Origin of the sequence: Actinopolyspora xinjiangensis, assembly GCF_900104475.1 — a bacterium.
Classification (GTDB): Bacteria; Actinomycetota; Actinomycetes; order Mycobacteriales; family Pseudonocardiaceae; genus Actinopolyspora; species Actinopolyspora xinjiangensis.
Genome location: NZ_FNJR01000011.1, coordinates 18,670 through 35,184, shown reverse-complemented (window position 1 = coordinate 35,184; position 16,515 = coordinate 18,670). Strand labels below are relative to the sequence as shown.

The 16,515-nt window shown below is 67.9% G+C and carries 16 protein-coding genes; 7 read left to right on the top strand and 9 right to left on the bottom strand.

The genetic code is table 11. The annotated features are described in order from the left end of the window. Positions 1-151 precede the first annotated feature (151 nt). A complete protein-coding gene (locus BLQ75_RS16570; RefSeq protein WP_244515642.1) occupies positions 152-1,336 on the bottom strand; it encodes a L,D-transpeptidase in 1,185 nt (394 codons plus the stop codon). A 154-nt stretch (positions 1,337-1,490) separates the two neighbouring features. Here BLQ75_RS16570 and BLQ75_RS16565 point away from each other — a divergent pair, with 154 nt between their 5' ends. Beyond that, entirely contained in the window at positions 1,491-2,270 is a 780-nt protein-coding gene (locus tag BLQ75_RS16565) for an SDR family NAD(P)-dependent oxidoreductase (protein ID WP_092603377.1), read from the top strand. 113 nt (positions 2,271-2,383) lie between these two features. Here BLQ75_RS16565 and BLQ75_RS16560 read toward each other — a convergent pair whose 3' ends face one another. Then, entirely contained in the window at positions 2,384-3,406 is a 1,023-nt protein-coding gene (locus BLQ75_RS16560) for a chymotrypsin family serine protease (protein ID WP_092603375.1), read from the bottom strand. Positions 3,407-3,485: 79 nt separating this feature from the next. Continuing rightward, positions 3,486-4,586 carry a UDP-N-acetylmuramate dehydrogenase gene (locus BLQ75_RS16555; RefSeq protein WP_425286467.1) on the bottom strand — a complete coding sequence of 367 codons (1,101 nt, stop codon included), beginning with the start codon at positions 4,584-4,586 and terminating at the stop codon, positions 3,486-3,488. A 40-nt stretch (positions 4,587-4,626) separates the two neighbouring features. Between BLQ75_RS16555 and BLQ75_RS16550 the strand changes: the two genes are divergently transcribed. Both BLQ75_RS16550 and BLQ75_RS16545 read left to right on the top strand, forming a co-directional pair. Then, complete coding sequence (locus BLQ75_RS16550; protein ID WP_139183006.1) at positions 4,627-5,178, top strand: DUF2505 domain-containing protein; 552 nt, start codon at positions 4,627-4,629, stop codon at positions 5,176-5,178. A 146-nt stretch (positions 5,179-5,324) separates the two neighbouring features. After that, complete coding sequence (locus tag BLQ75_RS16545; RefSeq protein ID WP_092603369.1) at positions 5,325-6,074, top strand: maleylpyruvate isomerase N-terminal domain-containing protein; 750 nt, start codon at positions 5,325-5,327, stop codon at positions 6,072-6,074. Positions 6,075-6,116: 42 nt separating this feature from the next. Here BLQ75_RS16545 and BLQ75_RS16540 read toward each other — a convergent pair whose 3' ends face one another. The 4 genes from BLQ75_RS16540 to BLQ75_RS16525 form a co-directional block, all read right to left on the bottom strand. Further along, complete coding sequence (locus BLQ75_RS16540; protein WP_092603367.1) at positions 6,117-6,911, bottom strand: alpha/beta fold hydrolase; 795 nt, start codon at positions 6,909-6,911, stop codon at positions 6,117-6,119. After that, positions 6,911-7,198, bottom strand: coding sequence for a DUF2516 family protein (locus tag BLQ75_RS16535; RefSeq protein ID WP_052427781.1), 288 nt, complete (start codon positions 7,196-7,198; stop codon positions 6,911-6,913). Before BLQ75_RS16535 ends, BLQ75_RS16540 begins: the two co-directional genes overlap by 1 nt. A gap of 101 nt (positions 7,199-7,299) precedes the next feature. After that, positions 7,300-8,130, bottom strand: a complete 831-nt coding sequence (locus tag BLQ75_RS16530; protein ID WP_211481421.1) for a hypothetical protein — start codon at positions 8,128-8,130, stop codon at positions 7,300-7,302. Positions 8,131-8,135: 5 nt separating this feature from the next. Then, positions 8,136-8,585 carry a helix-turn-helix domain-containing protein gene (locus BLQ75_RS16525; RefSeq protein WP_425286465.1) on the bottom strand — a complete coding sequence of 150 codons (450 nt, stop codon included), beginning with the start codon at positions 8,583-8,585 and terminating at the stop codon, positions 8,136-8,138. A 685-nt stretch (positions 8,586-9,270) separates the two neighbouring features. Between BLQ75_RS16525 and BLQ75_RS16520 the strand changes: the two genes are divergently transcribed. From BLQ75_RS16520 to BLQ75_RS16510, 3 genes are all read left to right on the top strand, one after another. Then, entirely contained in the window at positions 9,271-11,928 is a 2,658-nt protein-coding gene (locus BLQ75_RS16520; protein WP_092603365.1) for an HAD family hydrolase, read from the top strand. Continuing rightward, the gene (locus BLQ75_RS16515; RefSeq protein ID WP_211481420.1) at positions 11,928-13,031 is read left to right on the top strand and encodes a class I SAM-dependent methyltransferase; all 1,104 of its coding nucleotides are present in this window, start codon (positions 11,928-11,930) and stop codon (positions 13,029-13,031) included. The genes BLQ75_RS16520 and BLQ75_RS16515 overlap by 1 nt, the downstream gene beginning before the upstream one ends. A gap of 104 nt (positions 13,032-13,135) precedes the next feature. Beyond that, on the top strand, positions 13,136-13,897 hold the full coding sequence (locus tag BLQ75_RS16510) for a nucleotidyltransferase domain-containing protein (RefSeq protein ID WP_092603361.1): 762 nt from the start codon (positions 13,136-13,138) through the stop codon (positions 13,895-13,897). Positions 13,898-13,985: 88 nt separating this feature from the next. Here the strand turns inward: BLQ75_RS16510 and BLQ75_RS16505 are convergent, their stop codons facing one another. Then, positions 13,986-14,414: a VOC family protein gene (locus BLQ75_RS16505; RefSeq protein ID WP_092603359.1), complete on the bottom strand. Its 429-nt coding sequence runs from the start codon at positions 14,412-14,414 to the stop codon at positions 13,986-13,988. A 103-nt stretch (positions 14,415-14,517) separates the two neighbouring features. Between BLQ75_RS16505 and BLQ75_RS16500 the strand changes: the two genes are divergently transcribed. After that, the gene (locus BLQ75_RS16500) at positions 14,518-15,072 is read left to right on the top strand and encodes a CGNR zinc finger domain-containing protein (RefSeq protein WP_092603357.1); all 555 of its coding nucleotides are present in this window, start codon (positions 14,518-14,520) and stop codon (positions 15,070-15,072) included. 16 nt (positions 15,073-15,088) lie between these two features. On the opposite strand, the gene BLQ75_RS16495 is transcribed toward BLQ75_RS16500, so the two are convergent. Further along, positions 15,089-16,294 carry a DUF445 domain-containing protein gene (locus BLQ75_RS16495; protein ID WP_092603677.1) on the bottom strand — a complete coding sequence of 402 codons (1,206 nt, stop codon included), beginning with the start codon at positions 16,292-16,294 and terminating at the stop codon, positions 15,089-15,091. Between the last annotated feature and the right edge of the window lie 221 nt (positions 16,295-16,515).

The following is a 16,515-nucleotide window of genomic DNA, read 5'->3' as shown; positions in this document are numbered from 1 at the left end:
CAGGATCGTCGGATCACCGCCGGTACCTCTCCTCGGAACACCAGCCCGTCGGGATCTCCCGCGGTCTCCCCCGACGAACTCGGTGCGGGCCCGGCGGCCGGGCCCGCACCGTTGGGAGACCACAGGAGCCGGGAGGCAGCGACAGCCGAGCTCAGAGGGCCGACATGCTCTGCCACTGGTCCCAGCTCAGCATCCAGTCATAGACCGCGTACTTGGCGGGCATGTCGGTTCCCGAACCGCTGACCTCCACCGGATCACCGATCAACGCGCTGTCGAAGTAGTCCTTCGCGTCGGCGTTGGTGAGGTTCACACAACCGTGCGAGGTGTTCCGCTTGCCGATGTTGGCGCGGTTCTGCTCGTTCTCGTGGATGAACTCACCGTGGTTGGAGATGCGCACGGCCCATTTCTTCTTCACGTCGGTGTAGCCGTACTTCGGGTTGTCCATGATCTCGACCGGATGCTTGGCCATGACCATGTACGTGCCGTCGTGGGTGTGCAGGTCCGGAACCGAGTCCTTGCCGTAGCTGGCCGGGTAGTCGGCCACCTCCTCGCCGTCGCGGATGACGCGGAGGCGGTGGCTGCTCACGTCGGCCTTGACGACCTGGCGCCGACCTATCTCGAACTTCGTGGTCAGGTCCGCCTTGCCGTACTTGCCGTCGCCGTAGTCGAGCCCGTACAGCGGCGCGTCCACCTCGACCGTGGTGTGGGCGGGCCAGTACTCCTTCGGGCGCCAGTCGAGCTGCTTGTCGTTCAACCACGCCCAGGCCCCCTCGACGTCCTCCGACGGGTTGACCCGCAACGCGCGCTGCACCTCGGCCTTGTTCTCCACCGGCGCGTCGAACTTGATGCTGATCGGCATCGCGACGCCGACGGTCCGGTCGTCGATCGGGTTGATGGTGGCCCGCACCACGCGCCGCGGGTCGATGGTGCGGAAACTGCCGCTCACCGAGGTACCGTCCCCGCCGGAAGCCACCGCCTCACCGGACCACTCATAGGTCGTGTCGTAGCCCAGTGGCTCGGTCGCCTTCCAGGTCGAACCGTTGTCCACCAGCTCGCCCTCGACCTTCTCCCCCGAGGGATTGACCAGCGAGACGTCACGCAGCTTCCCACGATCGGTGGAAACTTTGATCGAGTCCTTCGGATTGACCCCGGTCGCACCGTTCGCCGGTCGCAGTGACACCCGTGGTTCCGGCGCGGAATCACTCTCCCCGCCTCCGGCCCCGGCCGCGCTCGTCGCCCCGCCACCACAGCCGGAGAGCAGCAGCAACGCCGCCGCCACGACACCGAGCGCACCCCTGGACGGACGTCCGCGCGAACCGTTTCCCCTAGTGGACACTCCTACCTCGATCCATCGCGAATGGACATGTGTTCTCGCTCCTCGTCCCCTGGGACGCTTGGCCGCCCCACAGGGATGAGCGAAACGGAAAGTGTGCCGCATCACACTTTCGTGGCTCGGGCGAAACACATCCCGCGTACGGGACAATCGTAACGTGAGCACAGAGTCGACAGCGGGAACGAGTAACCCGTCCGCGATCGCGAGCGACCGAAACGTGGCCGTGGTCACCGGCGCCAGCTCCGGGATCGGCGCGGCCACCGCACGCGGCCTGGCGGCCGAGGGATTCCACGTGGTCCTCGGCGCACGGCGCGTGGAGCGGCTCCACGAACTCGCCGAGGAGACCGGCGGCACGGCGGTACCGCTCGACGTCACCGACGAGGAGTCGGTGAACTCCTTCGTCGAGCGGGTGCCCAGCTGCCGGATACTCGTCAACAACGCGGGCGGCGCCAAGGGCACGGCCCCGGTCGCGGAGGCCGACGAGTCCGACTGGCGCTGGATGTGGGAAACCAACGTGCTGGGAACGCTGCGGCTTACCAAGGCGTTGCTGCCCAAGCTCGTCGCTTCGGAGAACGGCCACGTGATCACGGTGACCTCGGTCGCCGCCCTGGAGGTCTACGACAACGGCTCGGGCTACACCTCGGCGAAGCACGCCGAGGCCGCCCTGCACCGCACCCTGCGCGGGGAGCACCTCGGCGAGCCGGTCCGGTTCACCGAAGTCGCCCCCGGTCTGGTGGAGACCGAATTCTCCGAGGTCCGCTACGGTGGCGACACCGAGCGAGCCAAGGCCGTCTACCGCGGACTGACCCCGCTCACCGCCGAGGACGTCGCCGACGTGATCACCTTCGCCGCGACCCGACCGGCACACGTCAACCTCGACCAGATCGTGGTCAAGCCCAGGGACCAGGCATCGGCCACCCGTGCCCACCGCACCTGATCCCAGCGGACCGTCTCGGCCCGGCTCCCGTAGCCACTTCCGCGGTGGAACCTCTCGCGGTCTCGTGGGCGGCGGGCCCGACGTCGGGTAGGTGGACCGGCGGCGCGGACGGCTCAGCGGGCGTACTGGTCGTGGGCGCGCAACCTGCGGAACGTCAGGGCCAGTTCCACGTCGAGTTCGGCGAGCACGTCCGCTATCGGACAGGCGAACCCGCTGCCGCCGTCCGCGCTTCCCGCCGTGTGCAGCCCGACCACCCGGCCGTCCGAATTGACCACCACGGCACCGGCGTCCCCCGCTCCGGCGAAGGGGTCGCCCCGCGTGGTAACCACCCTGAGCTGTTCGCGACGGGTACGAACCCCCAGCGCCGCGCCGTGGTCGATCCGCAGGGTGACATCGGTGGAGATCACCGAACCGCACGTGAGGCCGGTGCCGAACCCGCTCTTGCGCACCGTCTCCCCGAGCCCGACGCCCTCCTGCCCGGTCACGGCCCCCACTCCGGGAATCATGCGGCAGCTGTCCAGCACCTCGGTGATCATGACGGCCGCGGCGTCCACTCTCCCGGACAGCGCCGCCCGGGAGAGCTCCGCGTAGCCGCGCCCGGACTGCGGGTCGAGCATCGCGTCACCCACCGACCAGGCATCGTCCATGCAGGCCACGTCGAAAGTGGTCAGTCCCATGGTGAGCACGGCCGCGCCGTGGCCGAACACCAGGGTGCCGAGAGTCCCGACACGCCGGTACTCGCCTCCCGGATCGGCACCGTCCGGCGCGAGGGTGACCGGGCGGGAGGGCGCTATCCCCACCCCTCCGAACACGGCCGCCCCTTCCGAGACCTCCGAGGCGGGAACGAGTTCGTCGAGCGGGTAGTGGGCGTGGTGCAGCACCACACGCTCCTCCACCACGTCGGTGGGTATACCGAGAATCGTGGGCGGCACGCACTCGGTTCCCCCGAGCCGCTCCGGCGGTTTCTTTCGCGCGACGGAGACGACGATCACCTGCTGCCCGGTGGGACGGCCCGCTGTCCGCTTCTCCCCGATGTCGACGGCCCCTACGCCCGGAAGGTCCAGCAGCTGATCCTCCACAGCACGCTTGATCGGGCGAATAGCCGCCCGATCGCGTGCTTCCCTGACGCTAATCATGGCAGCCTCCGCCCACCATTTAACACGCAGGGTTAGACATTAGTCACGAAAAGTCACCCTTACGGGGGTTATCGAGTGTTCATCGGAGTAGACAGTCCACCAGCACCGGTTCCGGAGCCAGCAACACGCCGAAGGACTCCCGCACTCCCTCCCGCACTTCACTCGCGAGACTGAGCAGATCCTCGGTCGTGGCCGAACCACGGTTGGTCAGCGCCAACGTGTGCTTGGTGGACAACCGCACCCGACCACCGGGGCCGGAGTACCCCTTTCCGAACCCCGCCCGTTCGATCAACCAGGCAGCCGACAACTTGGCGGCACCGTCACCGGCGGGGTACCGGGGGACGCGCCGCTCACCGGTTCGCCGCTCGATGCGCTCCAGCACACCGGGCAGCCGCTCGGCGTCCACGATCGGATTGGTGAAGAAGGAACCCGCGCTCCAGGTGTCGTGATCCTCCCGGTCGAGCACCATTCCCTTGCCGCCGCGCAGTTCGAGCACCGCCCGTCTGACCCGATCGACCGGAACGCGCTCCCCGGCCGTCACGCCCAGCGCACCGGCCAACTCGCCGTAGCGGACGGGCTCGGACAGGCCGTCCTCCCGCAACCGCAACCGCACCCGCAGCACCACCGCCCGGTCCGTACGCTTGAGCACGCTGCTCCGGTAACTCAGCCCCAGCTCCCCGGCGGGCACCGTGCGCACCTCACCGGTCCGCCGGTCGAGCAGGTCGACCGAAACCAGCAGCTCGGAGATCTCGACCCCGTAAGCTCCCACGTTCTGCACCGGAGTGGCACCGGTCAGACCGGGAATCCCGGAAAGGCACTCCAGACCACCGAGACCGTGACCGACAGCGTCGGCCACCACGGCGTCCCAGTCCTCACCGGCCTCGACCGTCAGCCGCACCAGACCGTCCCCCGAACGGTGGTAGGTGATCCCGCTCGTGGCGATGCGCACCGCCGTGCCGTCGAACCCCTCGTCCGAGACGACCAGGTTGGAACCGCCTCCGAGCACCAGCAGCCGCCTGCCCGCGCGGTCCGCCTCACGAACCAGCTCGACCAGCTCCCCGGAATCGGCCGCGGTGACGAATTCGGTCGCGGGCCCGCCCAACCGCAGCGTGGTGTGGCTGGCCAGCGAACGACTCGACGCGGCGGTCCTCGCGGCCTCCACGGCACCGCCTTCGGACATCGAACTGGAGGTCACGGTGCACAACGGTAACCTGCGCCGCATGACACGCCGCATCGAGCACCACAGCATGTCGCGCCGGCCCGCGGCGCGGATCCACGCGGCGCTGACCGACGCCGACTGCCTGCGTGAGCGACTGGGCGCGGCGAAGGACGGGACCGCCGAGGTGGTCTCCCACACCGTCACCGAGCACGAGACACGGTTCCAGCTCCGGCAGCGGCTCCCGGAAGGGGAGCTGCCGACCGTGATCCGCGGCGTGCTCGGCGGGGCCCCCCTCCTGGAACGCAGCGAGTCATGGCGCGTCCGGGAGGAAGGTCACTTCGTCGGCGAGGTGGCAGCCACCCTGCGGCGAGTACCGAGCACCATCACCGGATCGCTGTGGCTGCGCGACCTCACCCCGGCCGAGCGGTCGGTTCCCGAAGGGGCTTCGGAGGAGGAACGGCCACGGATCAGCGAGTTCGCCCTCCGGGGTGAGGTGGCGGTACACCTGCCCTTCCTGTCGGAGCGGGCCGAGGAACTGCTGGCCGGGCAGCTGGAGCTGGTGATCGAACGGGAAAGGGAGATCATCGCCGACTGGTTGCGCCGAGGAGGCTGACACCTCGTCCCTCACCCCACGACCGGCGGACCGACGCGGCCCCTCCGCTCGGCCCGGCGGTCCCGGAACCGCCGCGCACGGCTCTCCGGTGCGGACCGGCGGCAACGGATGGAGAACCGCCCGCTCGGCTCCTAGACTCCGATCACATGACCGACGATCCGAATCGCTCTTCGCTGCACGAGCAAGCGGCGGCCTTACGCGAGGCCGCCGCCAAGGCCGGGGCCAGCGCCGCGGTGCCCACCTGCCCGGAATGGGACGTGCTGGGACTGGTCCGGCACCTGAGCAGGGTCTACGCCATGGTCGGGCACGCGTTGACACTGACGCCGGAGGACACCAGGCCCCGCCCCGACTCGCCGCCCCGCGACTTCGACGCCGCGCTGACCTGGATGGAGGAACGTCTGGCGGAGTTGGACCGACAGCTCGCCGGCGACTCCCCCGACCGCGCGGTGTGGTCGTTCTTCCCCGGCGGCTCCCCGAGGAGCTGGACCCGGCGGATGGCGCACGAGACGGCCGTCCACCGCCTGGACGCGGAGTACGCGCTCTCGAACAGTGCCCCGGACACCGGAGTAGCGGCGTTCGAGCCCGAGTTCGCGGCGGACGGCGTCGACGAGTTCCTGAACGTGCTGCTCGGCGTCGGCCACGACTGGTCCGCCGAACGGATGACGGGACGCCTGCTGTTCCACGCGGTGGACGTCGAGCGGGCGTGGCTGGTGACGTTCGAGGCCGGACGCCTCCCCACGGTCCGGCGGAGCCACCCAACCGACTTCCGGGAGGAGTCCCCTCGGGCGACGATCACGGGCGCCGCGGACGCGGTGTACCGCCGGGTGTGGGGACGTCCCAGCACGGCGGCGCTCAGCGGTGACCGCGAGCTGGCCGCGCTGGTCAACGGGAGGTGAACCCGGTCGTAGGCACGAGGCCCGCGATGAGCTCCGGCCGGGTCAGTCGTTGAAGAAACCGGTCAACAGCCGTCGCAGCGCGGCGCGCCGGTCGAGCATGGGCGCGGCCGAGTCGAACATCTCGAGCCGAGCCCCGGGCAGGAGGGCCGCGAGCCGCTCCGCCACGGCGGACTCGTGCAGCGGGTCGGCGGTGGCGCCGACGACCAGCGCGGAGCTGCCGACGGCCGACAGCTCGGCGCCGTCGGTCAACGGGGCCTGCCGGGGCAGCGCGCGCAGCGCGGGTTCGAGACGGCGCAGGGTGGCGGCGCGCTGCTCGACGTATTCCCCGACGTCGGCTCCGTCGGGCAACCCGGAACCGACGACCTCGCGCAGCGACGCGCCGCCGTCCGCCTCGGCCGCCGCGACCGCATCGACCAGCCGGTCGAAAACCCCGGTCACCTCGGGTCCGCGCGGCTGGTCCACCGCGGCGGGCAGCAGCAGGGCGAGCCGTTCGAAACGCTCGGGGTGCCCCGCCGCCACGCGGGTCAGCGCCCCGGCACCCAGCGAGACCCCGACAGCCCGCTCGGCATCCACCCGATCGGCGACTTCGAGCACGTCGCTCGCCACACGCTCGTAGCTCCAGTAGCCGTCCACCGGATCGGCGGCGGCCCCGTGACCGGGCAGCGTGAGCACCACACGGCTGCCGCGCAGGCCGGACGCCGGGATGCGCGCCTCACCCTCGGTGGCACCGAGACCGTGCACCACCAGCGTCACCGGCCCACCACTGCCGTACGTGCGCCACCTCGCCCCCGAGGGGAGTTCGGCGGCACCGGTCGTCCCCGCGGCATCCCCCGCCACTACCAGGAACTACCCTTCTGCACCTCGACGACCTTCGGACGCACGTCCACGATGTAGACCAACGCGGCCACCAGACCGGCTATCCAGATAATCGTCATGGGACCGCCGGCCATGAGTATGAGCACCAGCGCACCGGCGCCGGTGATCCCGAGCCAGATCGGCTTGGACTGCTTGTCCGCCGCCGTGAAGGCGTCGGCGCGCTGCATCAGCGCGTGCCCGAACGCGTAAACCCCGACGGGGATACCGGCTATCCAGAGAGCCGTCACGATCACCTGAGCTAGAAGCACACCTCGAGGATACGTGCCCCACCCGGACAGCGGCTCCGGTGCTCGGGGGATGTCTCCCCGGCACCGGTGCGTGGCGATCCCTCCGGGGATCACCACGCCGATCAGCCACGGTCCCTGCCGCGCGCGGCGGACCTGGGCTGCTTCGAGGGGTTGTTCCCGCCGGTCGAACCGCGCTGCCCGCCGGAACCGCCCTGGGAACCGGAACCGCCCTGGGCCCCGGAACGACTACGGGAGCCGGAGTGACCACTTCCGCCGCTCTTCGCTCCGGTCTTCGCTCCGGAGGCCCGGTCTGCGGTGCGCCGCGCCGCGCTCCTGGTCTCCGAGGCGGCGCGCGCTCCGGTCTCGCGCACCGTCTCGGCGGTCTCCTCAGCGGCCTCGGCGCCGGTCTCGCGCATCGCCCCGGCCGTCTCCCCAGCCACGGTCTCCGCGGTGCGAGCGGCCTTCTCCCCGAACGAGCGGGTGGTCGTGCTCACCTTGCCGAGCACGTCGTCGGCCAGCTCGCGCGCCTCGCCGACGGCCCCCTCGAATCGCTCCTGGGCGTGTTCGACCTGGCTCCTGGCGCGCTGGACACCCGGTTGGGAGCGAAGCCGTCGCAGCGTGTCCTCACCGCGTTCGCTGAAGTAACCGTAGAGCCGCGCCGCGGAATCGCGGTAGCTGCCGACCAGCTCGCGCAGCTCGCCGGAACGGAGCCGGTCACGCAGCTCGCCGAGGTCGGTGGGGAACTCGGACACGGTCTCGCGCGCCGACCCCGCGTGCTCGTTGAGCTGCTCCCGGACCTTCTGCACGCTGTCAGCCACGGCGTGCGCCGCGACATCACCGGCGCCGAGCGCGGCGATCAACGGTGTCCGGGCCTGTTCGTAGAGGCTTTCGGCCACGTGGCCCGCGCGGCCCCCGGCCCGCTCGTTCTCCCTGCCGTCGGTCCGTGTAGCCATGGCGCTCACTCCTCGGAATCGGATCGAATTGCCTCGTGGCTCGTGGTCTCCTCCCGTGGCGCCCCGTCACGCGTGGGCGCCGCGCCGGGCGATGCGTCCTCACCCCGGAACGAGGCGTAGACGTCGAGCAACACCTGCTTCTGCCGCTCGCTCAGCTCGGTGTCGGCGAGCACGGCGTCGACGACCGGTCCTGCCGGGCGGTTCTCCAGGATTCCGGCCCGCACGTACAGCGCCTCGGCCGAGATCCGCAGGGCCTTGGCGATCTGCTGCAGGATCTCGGCGCTCGGTTTGCGCAGCCCTCGTTCCACCTGGCTGAGATAGGGGTTGGAGACCCCCGCCCGCCTCGCCAGCTGGCGCAGCGAGATCTGGGCCGTGTCGCGCTGCGCGCGGATGTATTCCCCCAGGTCGTTGACTGCCTGGTTGACTGCCTTGACCGGGCGGTCCATCCGTTCCACTTGCGAACCACCCCTCCCGTCACCTCCACGCTAGCAGCGTTGCTAGCTGTTGCAAGCACGCTGTGTACACCTGCCCGAGGGATGGCGGCGACATCCCACCCCACTACCGATGGAACACGTTCCAGCGAACGGCGAGCCGGACACACCGGGGGCGAAACAAAGCGCTCGGGCAGCGGAGGTATGCCCGGAAAGACCACCCGAAGACGGAACCGGTTCACCTCCCGCACCGGTTCACCTGCCGGAGAAGCACCGCGCACCTCACCGATCACACGGATCGGAGACGCGCCAGTACGCACGCTCGGCACACGGGTAATCACCGACCAAAAAGAACTACCGCACAGGCGGCACAGCCGATACCGACAAGCACGAGTGACCGAGATCACCATAAAAACGGATTGTGTTTACTTGAAAACGTATCGTCACGACCTTTTCGAGGGATTCCTATCGATCTAATTACGACTCCGAAGCACCCTTGCTCACCAGGTTCGCGCGCGGGTTTGATGGAAGGGTTGTGGTGCGGTTTCGCACCGAGCACGCACCAGAACAAGTCAAGAGCCACCGCGGTCGATCCAGATTGACGGGCAACCGACGGAGACGGACTACCGACTCACTGGGGTGTCACACGGTTCGGCCGATGCAACCCGATACGTGACGTAAAGCACGTCCCAGTATCGGCCTGGAGGAAATGTTGGTTTCGCCTGTAGCATTGGACACACTTTCAAGCAGAAATTCTCGCGAACTGGACTATGTCTACCGCGTCATCGCGGACGGGTCCTGCTCCGTCCTCTCATTGGATATATTCGACACAGTACTCTGGAGAAGAGTCCCACAACCCACGGACCTGTTCAACATTCTAGGGGAACGCCTGCGCGACAAAGGATACTCCCCATCCTGGATCACAAATACTTCTTTCCGTCGAATCCGCATCGAAGCCGAAGAAAAAGCACGAAGAAAAAAACAGGCCTGGGGACACGAGGTCTCACTGTTCGACATCTGGCGAGAAATCCCTTCGGAGTTTTTCGGCGAATCGCCGCTGGAGGATCTCGTTCGTGTCGAGGTCGAATTAGAACGCGAATTCACTGTGGTGGACCTCAACGTCGCCGAGGTGATCGAATCAGCCGACAAGAACGGCGTGCCGATCGTGCTGGTTTCGGACACCTACTTCGCCGAGGACCAACTTAATTATCTGCTCGACCGCCCGGAGCTCGCCTCGCTGCACAAAGCGCGCATATTCCGCTCCTACCAGCACGGCAGAGACAAAGCATCGGGGTTGTGGGAAACGGTCCTCGAAGAACTGGGACACAGCGCGAACCAACTGGTTCACCTGGGTGACAACGAGAAAGCCGACCACGAGGTCCCCTCGGAACTCGGAATCCGAACCCTGCATTACCGCAAGATCGACAAAAATTTCGCCCAAGTTCTGGAGCGAGAGGAGTCACTCGCACAGCGTTACGGCTCGCTAGCCGCAGGCGACGACCCCGAAAACGGTGATTTCGGCCTGACCAGCCTGCGCGCGAAGGCTCTCAACATGACTCCGGACACCGGGAGCGCCGCTTCCGCTTATTCATGGCGCTTCGGCGTTTCAGTGCTCGGTCCGGTGCTAACCGGTTTCGCGGAGTGGGTCGCCAAACAAGCCCACGAGGCCGGGACACCCGTGGTCTGGTGTCCTATGCGGGAAGGGGAACTACTTTCCACGCTGGTCAACAACGCGGCCCGCACACGCGGCTGGAATGTCGAGGCCCATCCGGTCTGGCTGTCCCGTCAGGTAACAGCCATCGCTTCGCTGGATCCCTACGACCGCGACTCCGTCAAAGACTTCATCCGCAAGAGTTACCGAGTCACCGTCGGACAATTGCTGGGTATGCTGAACCTGCGTGCAGGCGATGTGCCCAGCCTGGCGCAAGAGCTGAACAGGCTGATCGACAGCGATGAGATCGTCGACAGGCTCAGCAAGGCACTGACGGAAACTCCTCATCTGATCAACCGGCTGGCCACCAATGTGACCGCCATGCGCGACCGGTTGTTGCGCTCACTGCGCTCCACCGGGGCGTTGGATGCCTCCGAACTGACTCTGGTGGATCTCGGTTGGGGCGGAACCATCCAGCTACAACTCGCACAAGTACTGCGCGGCTCACAGATCAACATCAGGGTTTCCGGACTTTACCTGGCCACCGACCACCGCTCCACCAGGTTGTTGCGGGAAGGTCTTCGAGCGCAAGGATACCTGGGACAAGCCGGGCACCCCAAGGAAGTAGTCGATTCACTGCGGCGGAGCCCGGAGGTGCTGGAACAGTGCACCAACGCACTGTGCGGGTCGCTGGTCGGTTTCGAGGAAGACGGTTCTCCGCTGCTCGGCGAGGTCAGTGACACCGAGTCGCAGAACGGAGAGCGCAAAGCGGCGCGAGACGGCATGATCGCTTTCCAGCGGCACTGGAACCAGTACGTGGCCAACGCGGATGGTAACTGGCCGGAGCTCAGCGACAGAGCCCGAGAACAACTCGCGACGTTCGTGGTCGGCGCCCTGCTTTCGCCGACCGATCAGGAAGCTTCGGTGTTCGGCAACTGGGTTCACGACGACAATTTCGGTTCCGAAGTCCTGACGAGGATCGTGCCCGAGGATCTGCACTCGGCCATACCGTATCTCTCCCCCAACGATCTGGACGACCTGCACATGCGCGACGCATTCTGGCCCGCCCTGATCGCCGCCTCCGACAAACACCTCGGCGCCGCGGTACGTGCTCGCGCCTCGGGTACGATCAGCGCGGACATGTTCGAGCCCGCGGGGGAACCGTTCGAGTCGCGACTCAGATTCCTGACCGGCGACGACAAGTGGCATGACGGATCGAGACAGCGAGTACGGATCAATCACAACGGTCTCTCGTTCGCCAGACTCAACTTCCAGGCCCACGATGTACGTGATGTCTCGCTCGCGATCCCCGGCAGACCAGCGATCGTTCGGGTCGACTGGATCGAGGCGAAGATCACCACCGAAGGAGATCCGACGGTACGTGTGCTGCGTTGGGACCAGGGAGAGGATTTCTCGGGCCTGACCTTCGCCGAGTGCGAGTGGCTCGGCGGCAACATGATTCAGTTCAACGCGCCGCATTCAGCGGTTTGGCTGCATCTGGCGACCAAAGCGGGCTCACCGCTGACCTCGGCACAGATATCGATAGCCTTCGCTATGCTTCCGGAGTCCATATCCGGGTTCGGCCATCGGATGACTCCCGCTCCGCGCCGGGTGCGGCTGGCTGGTCGAGCTCGAGAAGAATTCCGTGCGCATGGAGTTTCCGGGGTCGCCGCCGGCGCCGCACGGATCGCTTTCCGTCGCTTGGGAGGTCGTTGATGCCAGACACTTTCATGGGGCCTCACCAGTTCGGCACCCGGCATGATCCACATGTTCAGGCCCGGCTGGCCCGTGAGACACCGCTGCTACTGCACTCTATGCGGTTGTTCCGGGAGATTTTCGCCGTCATATTCGAGCACCGGCCCGTTTCGAACGTCGTGGAGATCGGTGTGGAATCCGGTGCGGTCAGTTCGATGTACGCCGAGCTGGGTGCCGAAACGGTCCACTGCGTGGAACCAGAGCCGACCGATGAGCTCCGGAGGAACCTCGAAGGCGACGAACGGCTGAGACTGGTGGAACGTCCTTCCCCTCAAGTCCTGCCGGAGCTCCCGCTCGCCGAGCTTTACGTGCTGGACGGCGATCACAACTACACAACGCTGCGTCACGAACTCGAGTGGATCTTCGCCAACGCTCCTGGGGCCACGGTGGTGATGCACGATCTGCTGTGGCCGTGTTCCCGCCGAGATCAGTACTACGCCCCTGAGAAACTGGAGACGACGGAACGACATCCGACCACCAGCTCCGGTCCCACCATCTGGCACGACGAGGTGACCGAAGCCGGATTCGTGGGCAACGGTGCGTTCTGTTGTGCCCAGCACGCCGGCGGCGAGCGCAACGGGCTGCTCACAGCGGTAGAGGACGTACTGAGCGGCTCGCAAGGTTCCGACTGGGAGTTCGACCTGATTCCGGCGGTCTTCGGCCTGGGAGTGCTGTACCGCAAGGACTCGCAGGCATTCACCGCCGGTTTACCGGCCGCGCTGGAGCCCTACCGCGATTCGCGACTGCTGTATGCGATGGAGAACAACCGAATCGCGCTGTACACGAGAGTCCTCCAGCTGCAGTACGAGGCGAGCGCACACGCCGACAACACCGATCGTCTCGCGGTCTCGGTTTCCGAACAGCACGATGAGATCGAACGCCTGAGAGCGGAACTGGCGGATGAGCGAGAGTCCAGAAACGCCGAGTCAGCACGACTGCGCTCCGAGAACGAGCAGCTGACCCGTCAGTTGGAACGACTCTCCGTTCAAGGTGGTGGCGCCGCGGGGTTGATCAGACGAATCGCGAATCGGGTGCTCCACAGGGTCAAGTCGCGCTCGACATGAGCCTTCGGGAAGCACTCGGCCATATCGACGGGGCGTTCCGCGTTCGACAACTTAAGTGATTGGCATTCGGACACAGCTTCGCCCTTGTCTCACCGGAGGCTCCGATGACGAACGACGAGACCTTCCCGAACCGCGTCGCCGACCGGCTCGCGGCGCTGCCCCGCGTACGAGCGGTCACGCTGGGCGGCTCGCGGGCACTAGGCACCCACGAGCCCGACAGCGACTGGGACTTCGCCCTGTACTACCGGGGTGACTTCGATCCGGACGACCTCCGCGACCTCGGCTGGGAGGGCGAGGTCTCCGGTATCGGCGAATGGGGTGGCGTCTTCAACGGCGGAGCCTGGCTGACGATCGACGGCAGGCACGTGGACATCCACTACCGTGACCTGGACGTCGTCGAGCACCAGCTCACCGAGGCGAGGCAGGGGCGCTTCCACTGGGAACCGCTGATGTTCCACCTCGCGGGCATCCCCAGTTACCTGCTCGTCGCCGAACTCGCCCACAACCGGGTGCTGCACGGCACGCTGCCCGATCCCGAGTACCCGGCAGCACTGCGCGAGGCAGCACCTCCGGTATGGCACGGCCGGGCGATGCTCACCCTCCGCTACGCCGAAGGCGCCCACGTCCGTCGGGGTCAGGTCACCGAAGTAGCGGGCGCACTGGCCACGGCCGCCATGCAGCTGGCGCACGCCGTGCTGGCGGCGCGCGGCGAGTGGGTGACCAACGAGAAGCGGCTGCTGCGACGCGCCGGACTGGGCGGGATAGACGGGATCGTGGCCGGGCTGCGTCCCGATCCGGAAGCGCTGCGCGGAGCTCTCGACGAGGCGAACCGGCTGTTCGAGTCCGCCGCCGCCGAATTCCGGTGACGACTGCGGGCAGTACCGGTACCGTCCGCACCGTTCCGGAGGCCCCGCTCCACTTCCGCCAGCCCCCCTCACCGGGGCGGGCGACCCACTACTCGGACGGTCGCCACTCGGGCGGCGGTCCCCAGCACAGGCAGAACGGGTGCCCGGCGGGATCCGCGTAGACCCGGAACCTCGAATCGAGCTCGTCCGCGGGCTGGGGCAGCCGGGTGGCCCCGGCACGCAGCGCGTGGTCCTCGGCGGCCTCGATATCGGGCACCCGGATGTCCAGGTGGCCCTGCTGCGGCGGGGGCGAGTCGAGCCAGCCGGGGGCGGTGTGGTGCGGATCCAGCTGGCAGGAGACCCGCGCACCGCCCTCGGGATCGGCCGGCTCCACCCACCGCTCGTCGAACTCGGACTCGTCGACCGGCCGGCCGAGCAGCTCGGCGTAGAACTCGGCCAGCCCGCGCGGATCGGGGCGGTCCGGCACGAAGGAGACCAGACGCCACGGGGCCGAGGCGGCGCGTTGTGTTCCTGCCATCCGGGATCTCCACAACTCCCGTAAGAACTTTGACGGTTACCACCCCAGGAGCATGACCTCGCAACCACGTTACCGCCAGGAAGCACTGGCATACGATGGGACTGTGAACAGCAAAGCCGTCGCAGCCGTCGCGCCGAACGGGCTATCAGCGGCAACCTCCGAGCCCGTCGGGCCCGACACGGAACAGGACATCGACCTTCTGCTGGCGTTTCTCAACACCGTCGACGCCGAGACCGGCACGGACGTGCTCAGAGAAACGGAACAATGGCAGCAGTGGTGCCTGCGGCACACCGGGCAGGCATCCGTGGACACGGCAGCAGCACGCGAGATTCGCGACCTGATGCGCGACTCGATCAGTCGCGGTTCGGTCGAATCGACGGCCATACCCCCCGGGACGGCGGAATGGCCGGTGCGTATTCACCTCGAGGAAGGAGTGCCGGTGGCCTCCGGCGGCGATGCGCTCGGCGCCGTGCTGGCGGCGGCGTTCCGGATCGCCACGGTGGGCCGCTGGCACCGCATCAAGATCTGCCCCGCGACGAACTGCCTGTGGGCCTTCTACGACCGCTCCAGGAACCGGTCGCGCACCTGGTGCTCGATGCGGGTGTGCGGCAACCGGCAGAAGGCCCGCTCCTGGCGGGAGCGCCACACCGCCCAGTGAGCCCCGGCCGGAAAGGTCACCACAGCAGTTCCGCGACCGCGTGAATGGCCAGCCCGGCCAGCGCCCCCACCACCGTGCCGTTGACACGGATGAACTGCAGATCGCGACCCACTCGCAACTCGATCCTGCGGGAGGTGTCGGCCGCGTCCCAGCGGTCGACGGTGTCGGTGATCAGCGTGGTGATCTCGGCACGGTAGTGGTTGACGACGTAGCGGGCCGCCTCGCGCAGCCAGCCGTCCACCTTGTCCCGCAACTCGGGTTCGGCGGCGAGGCGGCCACCCAGCGAGACCAGCCCGTCACGGACTCTCGACCGCAGCTCGCTGTCCGGGTCCTCGGCGGCCTCCAGCAGCGTGTGCTTGGCCGCCGTCCACGCGTCACCGACCAGGTTCCGAACCTCGGGGTGCTCCAGCACCTGCCACTTGATCCGATCGGCTCTGGCCATCATGGTCGGATCGTGACGCAGGTCCCCGGCGAACTCGACCAGGAACCGGTCCACCGCCTCGCGCATCTGGTGCTCGGGGTCGGTCTTGACCGCCCACGCGAAGGACAGCACCTCGCTGTAGATCTTGTCCGCCACCAACGAGTCGAAGAACCTGGGCGACCACGACGGAGCACGTTGGCCGACCACGCGCGAGACCGTCTCGTAGTTGTCCTTCACCCAGTCGTAGGCGCGGTCGCAGACCAGATCGACCAGGCCACGGTGCGAACCGTCCTCGAAGACCCGGCCGAGGACGCGTCCCAGCGGCGGGCCCCACGGCTGCTCGACGACCCTGCGCAGCACGGTCTGCTCCAACACCTGGCGCACGTCCTCGTCGCGCAGCACCCGCACCGCCCCGCGCAGCGCCGTGGCCAGCTCCGCGGTCACGCGTTCGGCGTGCTCCCGCTCCGACAGCCACTCCCCGGCACGGCGGGCTATTCCCGCGCGGTCCAGTTTGTCCACCACCACCCGCTCGGACAGGAAGTTGGTGCCCACGAAGTCGCCGAGGCTCTGCCCGAGCGCGTTCTTGCGGGTGGGGATGATCGCGGTGTGCGGGATGGGCAGCCCCAGCGGCCTGCGGAACAGCGCGGTCACCGCGAACCAGTCGGCGAGCGCGCCGACCATCCCGGCCTCGGCGGCCGCGTTGACGTAACCGACCCACCCGGAACCGTCGGGCACCAGCCAGCCGGTCACCAGGTAGACCAGTGCCGCCAGCAGGAACAGCCCCGTGGCGACGGCCTTCATGCGGCGCAGTCCGCGCACCCGGGCGAGCTCGGCCACCGAAGTATCCGACACCCCACGATTGTGGCAGCGCTCCGCCGCCCTCCGGACACGAGCCGAGCCCCCCCCGGCGGGGCAGCACCGGTCCGGCCCCGCGTCACCGGAACTCCGGGGATACCGCCCGGCCCCTCCGGCCGGTAAGCACAACCCGAACGGACCGGGCCATTCCGGCCGGTGAGGCGGAC